A 14969-nucleotide genomic window follows, 5' to 3' on the forward strand; every position below is an offset into this window, starting at 1 on the left:
ATCGCCCGGGGCCCATGACCGGCACAAAACCAAGCAACCGGGCGGTTTTGGCTCCGTTGGCAACCAGCCCTCAACCCACAACTCGTTTTTTCCCTCAGATCGCCCTTCGATCCAGCGCGCTGCGTTATCTGCGTCATGTTAAGCGAACTTCTCGATAAACTTTTTGCCCGCGATCCCGACAGCCGCAGCGTGGTGAAACAGCGGTTGCAATTGCTGTTAGCCCATGACCGAACTGATCTTTCGCCGCAGTCGCTCGATCGAATGCGCCAAGAGATTTTGGATGTGATTTCTCGCTATGTAGAAATTGATAGCGAGGGATTGCAATTCATGCTGGAAAACGACCTTCGCACCACGGCGTTGATTGCCAATGTGCCCATTCGGCGGGTGCGCCCGGACAATGAACCCTCGGAGGAAGCGGCCGCAGCCATGGAAACCCCGATCGAGAGTGTGATCCCGGAAGCCCCTTCCGAAACGGACGAAATCATCGATTTGGAATCCTTGCCCCTTGATGGGCCCACGGAAATTACCCCCTAGCAAGGTGAATCAGCCAGTGTTGGGTAATGGCGATGCGGCAGACCCCCTGAAACCGCAGGAAGGCAGTCAGTTCCAATCGGGGGAGCCATTGGACAAGGGGGAGACAACGACCTTGGCAACGGTGCGATCGCGCTGGGTGCAGCGGCTGCGGCACGATCGCGCGATCGCCGTGATTCGATCGCACAACTGGCTTCAGGGGCTGGCCATGGCCCAGGCGGCCGCCGAAGGGGGCCTGCGACTCATTGAAATTACTTGGAACAGTGTTCGGCCGGCGGAATTGGTGGCCGAACTGCGCGATCGCTTGCCCCACTGTCAAATTGGGGCCGGCACGCTGCTGGATGCGGCCATGGTGCGGGAAGCGGTGGCGGCGGGGGCCCAATTTGGTTTTGCGCCCTTTGGCGACTCGGGGGCGATCGCGGCGGCGGTGGCGGCCGGCATTCCGATCGTGCCGGGAGCCTTGACCCCCACGGAAATTGCCCAGGCTTGGCGGGCCGGAGCCAGCAGCGTTAAGGTGTTTCCCATTTCGGCGGTCGGCGGAGCAGCCTACGTGCGATCACTCGTGCCCGTGTTGCCCATGCCGCTGATTCCCACCGGGGGGGTCACTTTGGCCAATGCGGCGGAATTTTTGGCGGCCGGGGCGATCGCGATCGGCCTGTCGGGGGAACTGTTTCCAGCGGAAGCCGTGGCCGCTGGTCGTTGGGATCAAGTGCGCGATCGGGCCCGTCGCTTGGCTGAACAGGTGGCCCCCCACTGTCTTCCAGAGACGACCCCGCCGCTCGAAGATCTCCGCCCCTAGACCAACCGCCCGGCGACAGTCTGGCCAATTAACCGGATACAGCAGAAAATCAACTGGGAAACCGATTATCTTTCAAGCACTTCGTGGCCCCAATCATTGGCCCCACGAAAATTGCCCGGTTAAAATGCGAAACAATCTGCCTGCTCGATCGCTGTGCTGCGGACTTGGCAGATTTTTTGCAGACTTGGCAGATTTTGCAAATTTTTTTTAGGAACCTCCATGACAGGGCTGCTGGCAAAACTCGATGACACCCGCGATCGAGTGGTCGATCGTACCCGAGAACTCAGACAACGGCCGCCCCAGTGGTTACGTCGGCCCAAGTTTTTGATTGCGGGGGCACTGGTGACCTTTGCCGCCTCCTGGGCCGGGGCCCAATCCAGTGCCGCTCACTACTACTTCGATCAGTGGGAGCGGGCACAACTGACCAAAACCCTGGCCGTTTTGAACCAGCCCACGCCCGACCAACAACCCCGCTGGGCTGCCATCACCGATCAACGCTGGAGCTTTTTGGAGCGATCGACCCGGGCCATGGCCCAAGCCGCCAGCACCGGCCTGGTGAATTTCAAAGAGCTGCCCTTTAATCCCAAGGCATCGATGGCGATTCTGAAGCGGCTGGATAATGTTCGTTGGCTCCAAGTCGATATCGGCAACCAACGCTTAACCGCCTGGGAAGGAAATCGCCAAGTCCGCACGGATGCGGTTTCCACCGGCAAAGCCCGCACACCCACCCTGCCCGGCACTTGGACGATTTACACCAAGCTGCGATCAACCCGGATGCGTGGCCCCGGCTATGACGTGCCCAATGTGCCCTACACGATGTATTACGACGGGGGCTATGGCATCCATGGAGCCTACTGGCACAACAACTTCGGCACACCCATGAGCCACGGTTGCACCAATCTCCCGGTATCCACCTCCCGCTGGTATTTCAACTGGGCAGAGGTGGGCACGCCCGTGGTGGCCCATCGCTAGGGCCGATCGGGGCTGGTTGGCTCTGGATCCCGTACCCACAGGGCCAGGCCGCCACTGCGCCCCCGAGCCGCCAGCCCCGATTCACCGGCCCAGCAGAACGCAAAAAAGGGCAAATAGCCGATCGCCCGGCGGTTAAATGGCTCCTGGGTTAGGGCCTTTGTGGCCGGCCGCTCGCCCCGAACCGGGCCGCGATAAACCACCCGATCGCCAATCCCGATCGCCAGTTCCAAAAAATCAAAAGCCAGCAAATTCCGCTGGCCCACCCACCGGGCCGGGCCAGAAAACTCCATAAAAATCGGCCCCACCTGCACTCGGTTCTTGATTCGGGCGATCGCCCCCGTGGCTTCGTTGGCCAAAAAGGTCAGATAGGCCGGGGCAAAAGCCGGAAAATAAAACCCCCGATCGCGCTGGGCCGACTTTTTGGGCGACACCACCCCCAAACGCCAGCGACCCACCAGCGACCCTTCCGAGAGCTGCACCCGATCGCGGCGGGTTTGGGTTTCCACGGTTTTCATCGCGGTCACCACGGCAGCGGGTCGCGGACGCTCAGGCTCGGTCTGGGGATTTTGGATCGATCGCGCCGTCTGTTCCAGCAGTTGCGCAGCGGCCGGTTGCATTGCGATTTCGGTTGCCATGATGGTGCCAATCAACGGATGGAGCGTTTGGGAAGCCGGAAACCTCAATGGCTCCAATATTTGGCTTCAACGATGGCTGCAACCCATGAAGATCACTCAATGGGTCACAGTCGATAGCCATAGTCAATAATAGTTCTGCCCTATCGTTCTGCGCTTCGGGATTCCAACGGCTCCCGGCCACCCCTCCTCGATCGGCTATTCCTTCTCGATCCGCCATGCATATCTCGCCATGAATATTTTGATTAGCAACGATGACGGGATTTTTGCCCTGGGCATTCGCGCCCTTGCCAATGCCTGCGCTGAAGCGGGTCACCAAGTGACGATCGTTTGTCCCGATCGGGAGCGTTCCGCCACAGGGCACGGCCTGACGCTTCAGGATCCAATTCGCACGGAACTGGTTCCTAACCTGTTTCACCCCAGCGTCACCGCTTGGGCCTGTTCTGGAACGCCCGCCGATTGCGTCAAGCTGGCCCTGGGGGCCCTGCTCGATCGCAAGCCCGATGTGGTGCTGTCGGGCATTAACCACGGCCCCAACCTGGGAACCGATGTGCTCTACTCGGGAACTGTTTCGGCGGCCATGGAAGGCCTGCTGGAGGATATTCCCAGCTTTGCCTTCAGCCTGGCCAAGTTTGGTCATCTTGACTTCAGCGCCGCCGCCGAGTTTGCCGTGCAAGCGGTGGCCCAACTCATTGCCCAGCCGCCCGCCCGGCCAATGCTGCTGAATGTGAATATCCCAGCGCCCGACGGCCCGATCGCGGGTGTGCAGCTCACCAAACTCGGCTTCCGGCGCTATCACGACCTATTTGAAAAGCGGGTGGATCCCCGTGGCCGCACCTACTATTGGCTGTCGGGAGAAGTGCTTGAAGAAATTGACCCGGAAACCATGCCCGGAGGCCAAACTTCGCCCCTGATCACCGATGTGCAGGGGATTCGGCAAAACTACATCACCCTCACTCCTTTGCATTTCAACTTGACCGATTGGGCGGAGATGACCCCCTGGCAACCTTGGATCGATCGACTGGCCGAGAGCTATGGGCCAGCCCCCAATCCCGCAGCCTAAGCCAACGTCAGTTCGGAATAGGGGAAGCAGCAGAAAGACGGGACTGGTTAAGCTGAGGTGTTAATCCAAACCAGCCTTAACCCAACCCCGTCGTGCTCAGGTTAGAAGCTCTGTTCTGCAAAATCGACGACTTCTGCCAAGATTTTGAAACGTAATGGATGCGACACTTGCTCAAGGATGGTTTCAAGCAACACCAGCGTGAGCACTCCATGAGTTTCAATCTCAAGAACCGTTACCAGATTGAACACTCTCGTCACTGCAGTCCGGTCAATTGTTGTGTGTATCTGCCCAGTGAACTGATTGCCTACTGTCATCAACCCCAGAAACCGTCCCTCGATTTGGCTGTGTTGGGAATTGAGCTACACGATTAACCCGAACTGACGTGTACTGAATTCGGCAAGGCAAAAGCTGTAGATTTTCCTTGAATTTGCGCGATCGCCTCCCCTCATAACTCAGCCGTATAACGCCTCTAGTCAGCGGAGGCCAGTCACCTTCTCATCTGCCGATAGCCTCTTTTCCATCCGCTGTAATATGGTTGTTAGACATCGGTTTGACTGTGATTATAGTAGGGGGATTAATATTACCTTAGGAGATACTCAAACGCACCTCTTGCTGCACTTGTAGAGGTTGCTGAACCTGAACAAACGCATCATAAATTGCAATTTTCGAGTTGATAGCTTCAAAACTGACAACTAAAGAGTAAGGAACAGTGGCCTCTGAATTCTGATTCCACCCTTCATGCCCTACTACAGCGACACAGAACCCCTCACGCAAATCATAAGATTGAACTAATGCCCAGTCTTTCTGGACGGTTCCTGCACTTCTAGAAACCTTTTTCACGATTCCATCAATTCCTTTGGGTTTTCGCTGATCATCACCATTAGATCTGAACTGTCTCTTGCCAAGAGTCCAACGAAATAAACCTTCACCTTCATCAGCATCTTCTGGAGCTTCATTGTGTTCCTTGAGTACCCTGTCTAAAAACTTTTGAGGATCTTCTCCTTTTTTACTGCATGTCCAATCAAGCCATGTTGATAGATATTTCCTCCGATGTCGACGAGTACGGCGAGGTTCAGCAACATAGGACAAAGTAATTTCAATCAAAATCTCAAAACCTTCACCTTCCCTTAAAAGACTTTCTGGTATTTGTACTTGATAAATTTTGGCTTGCCGAGCGCGGATAACTTCATTGCCTTGAGTTGTCAAAGTTACACGATTGGGAGAATTACCCAACGCTCTATCAAGATTGGGAATTCCATAGCCCATTGTTCTAATTCCTTGATACAGTTTTGCGGCGGACTCATTTGTCCAATTGGGTAAGCGTGCTGACTGAACAATAAGTGCACGATACAATAAAGTACTTTCTTGGGGAAATATTGTCGCTAAAGTGGCTGCAATATGAGTTACTTTCGGGGCAGCAAAAGAAGTGCCGACAGCATCAGAACTGATAACTTTACCACCGTAAAGCGTAGATCTTACTAGCTCAGGACAAACTGGCTCTGGTTTAGTGAAGCTTGGCGAAGTAGGTGAGTCAATTACATAATCTCCTCCGTACTCTACTACTTCTGGTTTGATAGTGTCCCAAATCCCTAACCCTGAACAAGAAAAGGAAGAAGGATAATCTACTTCTGCCACTGATTTAAGTGGAGGATTTTGATAAGTAGTATGAGCAACTGAACCTACCGTCAATGCTTGAAAACTTTGGGCAGGATTTGCAACTCGTGCAGAGGGAGTTAATAAATACTGTGGATAAGGCCGCCCAGCCTTCATATGTGCATATATAGATAGCCGAGTGACAAAGCTCGAATTCGCTTCAATATTTCCCGCAGCGACAATAAATAAAATATCTTTTTCCCAAGTCAACTTATCTATTGCGGCTGCCCAAGGAGTCATAGATTGGGTTCGACAGGGAGCGATTCCTGCAACTGAATGATTGAAAATTCGAGTTCTGGTACGGTGATGGTAAAATTCTACAATTTCTTCCAGCACTTCAGGTGGAAATAGTTTTTTAGGTAGCTGATTGCTACCATCAAGAATTCTAGCGTTCTGAATCCAACATATTGCTTGCTGACGACCTGTAGTAGGAATACCGCGAGGATAAAGAACAGCACCAGAAACTCTGGTACCATGTCCACCTCCTCGAACATAGTCAGCAGTCATATCAAGTTCTCCAGGCACCCATGATTTGGAATACTGTGAATCAATCGCAACCCGTAATTTGGGGTGAAGTTCTTGAATACCACTATCGATCACACAGACCTTAGGCGCATTAGGATCGGGAGGTTCTAGCGTAAACAGTTCCCGGTCGGATTCAGATCCATTGGGTGTCACTAAAAGAGGATTAAATTCATCAGGTTCACTGACATCAAAAATATACGGAAAGTTGAGGACAAGATCTTTCAACCCTTTTCCAAGAATCCGAATACGACAAGAAAAGCTATCTGGTAAACGTGAAATTCCTATTTCTTCACCAGCTATATTTCTAAGAATTTCACCATTGTATTGGTTAATGAATTTTTGAAGTTGATCCGTTCGTTCTGAATATAAGTCATCCCATTCTTCAGGAGACAAATTGTGCTTGTCTAACCATTTATTTACTCGTTGCTGATATTTTTCATTTCCTTCATTTTTCTTACGTTTAGGGCATCTTGAATATTGCTCTTGTATATTGATACAAGCAATGCCGATGTCTACTATATACTCCTGTTGCTCTAGAATCCGTTCCCATTCTGTTTTAAGACTTTCAGAAAGAATATATTCTGGGCGTTGAGTTCCTTCTAGAATTTCCCAAATTGCAGGAATCTTTGTCTTCCCCTTACCTTCCTGAATCAGCTTTTCAATCTTTTTCTTAAGTTCTGATAGCCCTGTATCAGATGAAGCTCCAATGATATATCCCTGCTCAAGATCAGCAACAACCTCAATACCAAAGCTCTTGAGATCATCTGCATCAAATAAATCAGGATCTACTTGTAGGATAAAGGATACTGCATCTGGCAATTCAGGTTTGCCCTCTTCCTCTCGTCTTTTCTTCTCCTCTTGCCAATTTGTAGTGATGAGATCAACTGAAGATTTCAGCTTGTTACCATGTCCACATGCATCTCCCCTGTTAGCCAAGGTAGTTGCTGAAACTCTGCCACCACCTCCTGGTGGAGCAGAGGCTATCCCTTCTTTAACAAGGTGAAGTGAAATGTGAGGAAAATTTTCGGAGCTATCAGGCATGAGAAACTAAAATGTCTTGGATTGACTCTTCTAAATGTTCTTGAATGACTAGCTCTTCACGATCTAGAATGGCTCGTTTTGCGGCATCCTGAGCAACCCTCGTAACTTGTGCAGCCGAAAAATTCACCATTTTATGCACAACTAAATTCCAATCGATTGAGCCAACTTCAACTGAAGAGAGGGTCTGTTTAAGAATAGCTTCAATTTCTGGTTCTGTTGGCTTTGGCACTTCAATAGCATCATCAAATCTTCGCCAAACAGCTTCATCAAGAAACTTGGTCAAATTAGTTGCAGCCACAAGTAAGCCGTTTGAGACTTCGTACTCATCAAGTAGTTGGAGGAATGTATTGACTACACGCTTAATTTCACCAACCTCTTGGCTATCCTCACGCGATTTAGCCAGTGCGTCACATTCGTCAATAAAAAGTAAACAAGGAGAAGCAACAGCAGCTTCAAATACTTCACGCAAATTGGTAGCGGTTTCTCCTAAATACGAGGAAACCATTGCATCAAAGCGAACTTTAACTAAGGCTAAGCCGGTATTCCAAGCAATACGTTCGGCTCCCATCGTTTTACCGCACCCTGGAGAACCATAAAGCAAAATCTTTTGGCGATAGCGCAACCCATGATGGGCAAGTCGATCACGAGCAGCATATTCCCGTTCAATACGGCGAAATCGTGTTTCTATGGCATCGGCAAGGATCATATGATGCCTCAAACTGTCACGAGGAATCGTAACAATAAACGGATGATTGAATCTATGTTTACTCGATAAGAGGGTGAGAGTATGTGTTTCGGATGCTTTAGGCGTGGCTCTCTCTGAAGAAGTTGCAGGGCTTTCTCGTACAGAATCTGATGATGAATTTTCGGGTTTGACAAGATGGGCGCTTTTCCGCAGAATGCTTTCGAGTTGATTAGCAAGGGTGGTATGCCCTAGCTTGCGTTCTTCCTCTACCACGATGGACAACATGCTTTGTATCGCCTGTGAGTCATCACTGGCAACAGCACGGAATAATCGCTTTAGCACTTCTCCTTTCATTCTTGAACCTGTTGCCTACAGCCAAATATCCCACTTTTACAATACCTAAATCTCTTGAAATCTTATGAAAACTTTACAAAATTAAAATATGCTCTCTTATAAATTGGGTTGACAACGATGTCTGACTAAGTAGCGTCTGCGAAGTAATGATACTAATTGCACAGCAGTCATCCACAAGTACTACCTAGTCCATTTTCACTAAATCTGGCTTTCCGAATCAGCTAGCACCCTAGAAGTTATTACTTCTAACTGAGGAATATCTTCTTAAGCCGCTTTCTAGGCGATTTCTATATCTGTATTGAAATAATCATGAACCAACTGATCTCGCATCTCGGCAACATCTCGCCAGGGAACATCAGGATAGTGGCTTCTTGCTGAATCTGGAATGTACTTCACAGCTTCGCCAATAGCTTTGGTCGCCCTTGAAACCGCAAGTACCTTCTCCAAATTTTGTGAGAAGACTTCAGCCAGAATGCCCGCTGTAAACTGGATAGTGCCGTAATCATGATGAGCAGGTGAGAGCGTCTTTGAGCAAGCAATCTTTCACTGAAAATCATCACTGCACAGGCACTACCCTTGCTCCCACGAATCCTAGAGATGCAGGCTAAATATCCAGGTCGGTGAGGTTCAGCTTGGCCCCGTAGGTTTCGATAAATTCCCGGCGGGGAGCCACCCGATCGCCCATCAAGATTGTGAAGATTCGATCGGCCTCGGCCGCATCATCAATTTCCACCCGTTTCATGGTGCGGGTTTCCGGGTTCATGGTGGTGTCCCAAAGCTGATCGGGCATCATTTCACCCAAACCTTTGAACCGCTGAATGTTGTAGTTGGCATTGGCCGGGAAGCCCGCCAAAATCTGCTGCAACTCCCGATCGCTGTAGCAATATTGATGATTCCGGCCGCGCTCCACCTTGTATAGGGGCGGGCAGGCAATATAGATGTGACCTTGCTCCACCAATTCCCGTTGATAGCGATAGAAAAAGGTCAGCAGCAGGGTGCGAATGTGGGCACCGTCCACGTCCGCATCGGTCATCAATACCACCCGGTGATAACGCAGTTGAGAAACATCAAATTCCTCGCCTTTGATACCTAATCCCAGGGCAGAAATTAGTGACTGAATTTCGGTGTTTTTATAGATCTTGGCATCGTCGGTTTTCTCGATGTTTAGGATCTTCCCACGCAGGGGCAAAATGGCTTGGAATCGACGGTTTCGTCCTTGCTTGGCGGAACCGCCTGCCGAGTCTCCTTCCACAATAAAAATTTCTGATTCGGACGGATCCTTCGAGCTGCAATCGGCTAATTTACCCGGCAAGGGCGACGATTCCAACACCGATTTCCGGCGCACCAATTCCCGGGCCCGGCGAGCCGCTTCGGCCGCATTAAAGGCCTGAATCGCCTTTTCCAAAATGGAGTCCGCCACGCCGGGCCGGAACTCCAAATATTCCGTGAAAACTTCCCCCACCAGGGAATCCACAATGCCGCGTACCTCGGGGTTGCCGAGTTTGGTTTTGGTTTGTCCTTCAAATTCTGGATCGGGCACTTTCACGGAAATAATCGCCGTCAAGCCTTCCCGAATATGTTCGCCGCCCAGGTTGGCATCGCCATCTTTCAGCTTGTTGCGCTTGCGGGCGATCGCGTTCATGGTGCGGGTCAAAACGGCCTTCAACCCTTCCAGGTGGGTTCCGCCATCCACGGTGCGGATGTTGTTGGCAAACCCGAATAGGTTGTCTGTGTAGGCATCGATCGACCATTGCATGGCCACTTCCACATGCACCCCGTCGCGCTCCCCTTGCACGTAGAGAATTTCCTCGTGGAGGGGCAGGCGATCGCGGTTGATATAGGCTACATATTCCCGAATGCCGCCTTCGTAGCAGTAGGTTTCAACCTTGGGTTGCTCGGTACGCAACAGCTCCAGCCGGTGATCGCTGAAGGTGATTTTCACGCCCGCATTCAGATAGGCCAGCTCCCGCAGCCGACTGGCGAGGGTGGCGTAGTCAAATTCTGTGCCGGTGATGAAAATTTCGCGATCGGGCAAAAAGGTGACCCGCGTGCCCGTTTGGGCATCGTCGCTGGGTTCGCTGGTCAGGGGCCCTTGGGGGATGCCTCGGCTGTAGCGTTGAACGTGCCGTTGGCTCAGGCGCTTAACTTCAACAATCACTTCTTCCGAGAGGGCATTCACCACGGACACGCCCACGCCATGGAGACCGCCGGATACTTTGTAGCCACCGCCGCCGAATTTGCCGCCCGCGTGCAGCACGGTCATCACGGTTTCGAGGGCGGACTTGCCGGTTTGGGGGTGAATGTCAACGGGGATGCCGCGGCCGTCGTCGGTGACGGTAACGGAGCCGTTGGCATTCAGATCCACTTCAATGTGGGTGCAATAACCAGCAAGGGCTTCATCGATCGAGTTGTCCACCACCTCGTAAACTAGATGATGGAGACCGCGCGGCCCAGTGGAGCCGATGTACATTCCCGGTCGCTTGCGGACAGGTTCAAGCCCTTCAAGAACCTGAATTTGATCTGCCCCATAGTTGCTGGTCATGCTCACTCCGCTCCAGATTGGACATCTTAGGCAGGTTAAATTTGCCTAAAGCCCTATAACTTCAAAACATTCCAAGATTTTAGCACAAACGGGTTCTAGGAGTTGCCAGGGTACGCTTGTTATGAATTTGGGCTTGGGATTGATTGACCTTGAAAAATGCCTGGAAAGGTCACTAACAGCCCTAGAAATTTGCCTTCCTAAGGTTGCAGCGGGGAGCCATTTCCCCCCTTAGGCTCCTGGGGGAATGGCCGATCGCAAGGCGGCCATGAGTTGAGCTAAATGTTCGGGCTGGTGGGTGGCCATCAGGGTCAGGCGCAGGCGGCTGGTGGGCACGGTGGGCGGTCGAATGGCTCCGACCCACAGGCCGGCTTCCGTGAGCGATCGCCCCAATTGGCTGACGGTGGCTGGGTTGGGCACTTGCAAACAGAGAATAGGCGATTCGCTGGGCAGTAGGCGATAGGCGCGATCGCCCTGGGTGAGTTCGGTGGACTGGGTGGCTAACCAATCCTGAAGGGCTTGACGGAGCGATCGGGTATTGTGCCAAAGGGCGGCCCGTCGATCGGGTTCTTGGTTCACAATCCGAATGGCAGCCAGGGCGGCGGCCGTGTCGGCGGGTGACAGGCCCGTGGTGTAAATCCAACTGGCGGCGCGGTTGCGCAAAAAATCGACGAGGGTGGCCGAGCCGGCCACATAGCCCCCCAAGCTGCCCAGGGCCTTGCTGAGGGTTCCCATCTGAATCAGCGATCGCCCGCTGCACCCCAGGGCCTCCACGCAGCCGGCCCCCGTGGCCCCGAAAACCCCCGTCCCATGGGCCTCATCCACCAACACCATGGCGGAAAAGGCCTCCGCCAAGTCCAGAATTTCCGGCAGGGGAGCCAAGTCCCCATCCATACTAAACACCGTGTCCGTGAGGATCAGGCAGCGGCGATAGTGGGAACGGTGGCTTTGGAGCCGATCGCCCAAATCCTGCAAGTCGCCATGCCGATAGTCCACCACCGTGGCTCCACTGAGTTTGGCTCCGGCTAGCAGACTGGAATGGTTATAGGCATCGTTCAAAATCAAATCTCGCGGGCCCACCAAGGCGGCGATCGTGCCCAGATTGGCTAAATACCCGGAACTGAAGACGATCGCGTCTTCGGTCTGTTTTAGTTGGGCGATCGCCTGTTCTAGCTCTCGGTGCAACGCTCGTTGGCCAGTAATCAGCCGTGAGCCAGTGCTGCCGGTTCCATTGGTTTGAATCGCCTCGATCGCAGCGGCCATTAACCGGTCATCGCCCGCCAACCCCAAGTAGTCATTACTGGCGAAGTTAATCAGGGTGCGGCCGTCGCGCTCCACCACGGCCCCCGGCCGGCCGCTCAGGATCTGGGGCGATCGATGCCAATGGGCCCGGTGAATCGTCTGGAGGGCCTGGGCCATCCAGTCGTAGGGGGACTCGGTTGAGGAAGGACTGGGGGCGGTCTTAGGAATGGGCATCGGTGGCGCGATCGACGGCATGGCCAGCCCCGGAGCGGGCCGGATGGGTAGGGGTCTGCCCATTATGATCGATCGAATTCAAATCCTTGGGATCAACCTCCGGATCAAAGTCCCCGCGCTGACTGCCCGCCACTGGCCGATCGTCGGCTGGATGATCACTCCCCGCCGCACGATCAGGGTCAAAGTCACCCGGATTAGAATCACGAAAATTATTCAGATGATTCATCCTGGGGTCATCAGCTATTTCACCGGCTCTTTCGGCAAAATCGGGATCCGGCACTGGCGGTCGCTCGCCCACCAGCCAGTAGGTGAGCATTTCCCCGCGTCCTCGCACTTGCCAGGGGCCACGCGGCTCTAGAACAAACTGATCGCCCAACAGGGCCGCCGTGGAAGCCGTCACCTGAATTTTGGCTGCTTCCCCCTGGGACTCCATCCGGCTGGCAATATTCACCGTGTCGCCCCAGAGATCATAGATAAACTTGCGAATGCCAATGACCCCCGCCACCAAGGGGCCCGTATTCAGCCCAATTCGCAACTGAAAGGTTTGCCCATTTTTGCGTTGAAACTGCCCGATCGCCTGCTGCATTTCCAACGCCATCCGCGCCGTGTTGATGGCATGGTTAGGATGCGCCGAAGGCACGCCCCCCACGGCCATGTAGGCATCCCCGATCGTCTTGATTTTTTCAACCCCATAGCGTTCAGCAATGCGATCGAACTCCGAAAAAATGTCATTCAAACAGGACACCAACTCCGCCGCTTGAATTTGGGAAGCCCATTCCGTAAACCCCACAATGTCCGCAAACAGCACCGTTGCCGACTCGAAGCGATCGGCCATGGCCGTCTGTTGCATTTTCAGGCGCTGAGCAATTTTCTGGGGCAAAATATTCAGCAATAATTGCTCCGATTGTTGCCGTTGTTGTCGCAATTCCAGCTCTGTTTTGCGACGTTCGGTAATCTCTTGCACCATGCCTTCAAAGTAAAGAAACTTGCCCCCAGCGTCATAAACACTACGAACGGTTTCAGAAATCCAAATTCGCCGGCCATCTTTCCGGTAAACTTCCGACTCAAAATTGGATACTTCTCCGTATTGAGCCATGTAAGCCAAAAACTCTTCGCGCCGGTGCGATCGCACGTAAAGCTGCTGACCCACATTGGTGATTAATTCCATCATTTCCTGAGGCGATCCATAGCCACAAATGCGGGCCAAGGTTGGATTCACACTCATAAATCGCCCTTCCCAAGTGGCTTGAAAGATCCCTTCTAGGGCATTTTCAAAAATACTGCGATAGTTTTCCTCCGCCTGTTGCAGGGCATCGGCCGCCAACTTGCGATCGGTGATGTCATCCAAAACCCCTAAAACCCCAATCACTTGCCCCGCTTCGTCGCGAATCGGTACACGGTAGCAATCTAGCCAGATGGGCTGACCCCCTTCAGCGTGACGATATTTTCGTAATAGTTGATGGGAAATGGGTTGATTAGTTTCAATCACGCGGCGATCTTGGGCCCGAAATTGTTCGGCAATGGCTGGATCTTCAATTAAGTCCTGATCGGTTTTGCCAATCACACTTTCGGGATCCCCTAAACCGGATGCTTCTGCCCAACTTCGATTGCAACCCAAGAAAACTAAGTCAGCATTTTTCCAAAAAATTTGCTGAGGAATATTGTCTAAAATAATGCGTAAATATTGCTTTTGTTCTTGCAAAATAGCGGCGGTTTTTTCATGTTCCGCCACTTCCGCTATTAGCCGCTGGTTTTGTTCGGCAACCAGCTTGGCAGCTCGCTGAATTTTCAGGTGTGTATTGACTCGAACCAAAACTTCTTCAAGGGCAAAGGGCTTGATTAAATAGTCAACGCCACCCACCTTGAAGGCTTGAATTTTATCTAAGTTGCCATTGGAGCCGCCATCAGAGCTGCCAGTAAAAATAATCGGAATATCGGCAGTTTTTGGGTTGGCTTTCAGCTCCTCGCAAAGGGCAAAGCCACTGCGATCGGGCAGATACACATCCAATAGGATGAGGTCAAAGGTATGGTGCTTCAGTTGCTGCCAAGCCTGATGGGCATTATCCGCCAGCAGGATGTGATAGCCCTCACGCGCTAGAAGTCGATGCAAAAGAGTGCGATCGTCCGTTCGATCGTCCACGATCAACAGACTGGAGCGGGCCACCGACCAATCAGGACGCAGAACGGGTCTCTCTGCACCGTCGGGCAAACTCTCGGCAGACGGGTCGATCGAGAAAGTCACAAGGCTCTCCTCAAAAGCTGAGGCGCAAACGAAGCCGCATCGCGGCAAACTACCAATATCTTATCGCTGACCCAGCTTCTGGCGAGGAAGCATTCTTGGATCATTTTCCGCATAATCACGGTTATGGTTTGGCTGATTATGCTTGCCCCTAGTCGCTATTCTTGCGAAGAAATAGATATTTTCGGGTCTAATATGACCAAATTGCAACGCAAAGAGCGCTCCACAGCATCTTCAGACCCCAAAGTCAGCCAGGTAGCAATTAATACGGTGCTTTGAAAATACTCGATCGACTGTGAGCGAAGCGTGAACATTGGCCCTGGCCCGGGCGGCAGTTTTGGGCGGGTTCGGGGTGGCTTGCCGGTCTTTGCTGGCTGATTTTCGGGGGCTGACAAATTTTCAGGGGTTGGTTTATGGCAGGAGTTTGTTTTAGGTTGCCCATTTGTTTTAGGTTGTTGGT

General features: G+C 52.4%; 10 protein-coding genes and 2 pseudogenes. 5 read left to right on the forward strand and 7 right to left on the reverse strand.

Going from position 1 to position 14969, the window contains the following annotated elements:
- Nucleotides 1-135 precede the first annotated feature (135 nt).
- The 3 genes and pseudogenes from minE to H6G53_RS19365 form a co-directional block, all read left to right on the forward strand.
- Nucleotides 136-393, forward strand: a pseudogene (gene minE / locus H6G53_RS19360) (cell division topological specificity factor MinE); the annotation flags it as partial.
- 115 nt (nt 394-508) lie between these two features.
- Nucleotides 509-1330: a bifunctional 4-hydroxy-2-oxoglutarate aldolase/2-dehydro-3-deoxy-phosphogluconate aldolase gene (locus H6G53_RS17115; protein ID WP_190355935.1), complete on the forward strand. Its 822-nt coding sequence runs from the start codon at nt 509-511 to the stop codon at nt 1328-1330.
- 528 nt (nt 1331-1858) lie between these two features.
- On the forward strand, nt 1859-2302 hold the full coding sequence (locus tag H6G53_RS19365) for a L,D-transpeptidase (protein ID WP_190529780.1): 444 nt from the start codon (nt 1859-1861) through the stop codon (nt 2300-2302).
- On the opposite strand, the gene H6G53_RS17125 is transcribed toward H6G53_RS19365, so the two are convergent.
- Nucleotides 2299-2937 carry a hypothetical protein gene (locus H6G53_RS17125; RefSeq protein ID WP_190535055.1) on the reverse strand — a complete coding sequence of 213 codons (639 nt, stop codon included), beginning with the start codon at nt 2935-2937 and terminating at the stop codon, nt 2299-2301. The two genes, H6G53_RS19365 and H6G53_RS17125, sit on opposite strands and share 4 nt — an antisense overlap.
- A 229-nt stretch (nt 2938-3166) precedes the next feature.
- On the opposite strand from H6G53_RS17125, the gene surE reads away from it, so the two are divergent.
- Together surE and H6G53_RS18840 are read left to right on the forward strand one after the other, a co-directional pair.
- The gene (surE, locus tag H6G53_RS17130; RefSeq protein ID WP_099533571.1) at nt 3167-3997 is read left to right on the forward strand and encodes a 5'/3'-nucleotidase SurE; all 831 of its coding nucleotides are present in this window, start codon (nt 3167-3169) and stop codon (nt 3995-3997) included.
- 221 nt (nt 3998-4218) lie between these two features.
- A pseudogene (locus tag H6G53_RS18840) lies at nt 4219-4368 on the forward strand (IS982 family transposase); the annotation flags it as partial.
- 214 nt (nt 4369-4582) lie between these two features.
- On the opposite strand, the gene H6G53_RS17140 reads toward H6G53_RS18840, so the two are convergent.
- The 6 genes from H6G53_RS17140 to H6G53_RS17165 form a co-directional block, all read right to left on the reverse strand.
- Nucleotides 4583-7216, reverse strand: a complete 2634-nt coding sequence (locus H6G53_RS17140; protein WP_190535060.1) for a S8 family peptidase — start codon at nt 7214-7216, stop codon at nt 4583-4585.
- Entirely contained in the window at nt 7209-8255 is a 1047-nt protein-coding gene (locus H6G53_RS17145) for a 26S protease regulatory subunit (RefSeq protein ID WP_190535062.1), read from the reverse strand. The genes H6G53_RS17140 and H6G53_RS17145 overlap by 8 nt, the downstream gene beginning before the upstream one ends.
- Before the next feature lie 276 nt (nt 8256-8531).
- Nucleotides 8532-8795: a HepT-like ribonuclease domain-containing protein gene (locus tag H6G53_RS17150; RefSeq protein ID WP_190535104.1), complete on the reverse strand. Its 264-nt coding sequence runs from the start codon at nt 8793-8795 to the stop codon at nt 8532-8534.
- A gap of 64 nt (nt 8796-8859) precedes the next feature.
- Nucleotides 8860-10797: a DNA topoisomerase (ATP-hydrolyzing) subunit B gene (gyrB, locus tag H6G53_RS17155; protein WP_190535064.1), complete on the reverse strand. Its 1938-nt coding sequence runs from the start codon at nt 10795-10797 to the stop codon at nt 8860-8862.
- 228 nt (nt 10798-11025) lie between these two features.
- Nucleotides 11026-12270, reverse strand: coding sequence for an 8-amino-7-oxononanoate synthase (gene bioF / locus H6G53_RS17160; RefSeq protein ID WP_190535107.1), 1245 nt, complete (start codon nt 12268-12270; stop codon nt 11026-11028).
- Entirely contained in the window at nt 12257-14512 is a 2256-nt protein-coding gene (locus H6G53_RS17165; protein ID WP_190535066.1) for an adenylate/guanylate cyclase domain-containing protein, read from the reverse strand. Before H6G53_RS17165 ends, bioF begins: the two co-directional genes overlap by 14 nt.
- Between the last annotated feature and the right edge of the window lie 457 nt (nt 14513-14969).

This window comes from Limnothrix sp. FACHB-406 (genome assembly GCF_014698235.1).
In the GTDB taxonomy this organism is placed as follows: domain Bacteria; phylum Cyanobacteriota; class Cyanobacteriia; order CACIAM-69d; family CACIAM-69d; genus CACIAM-69d.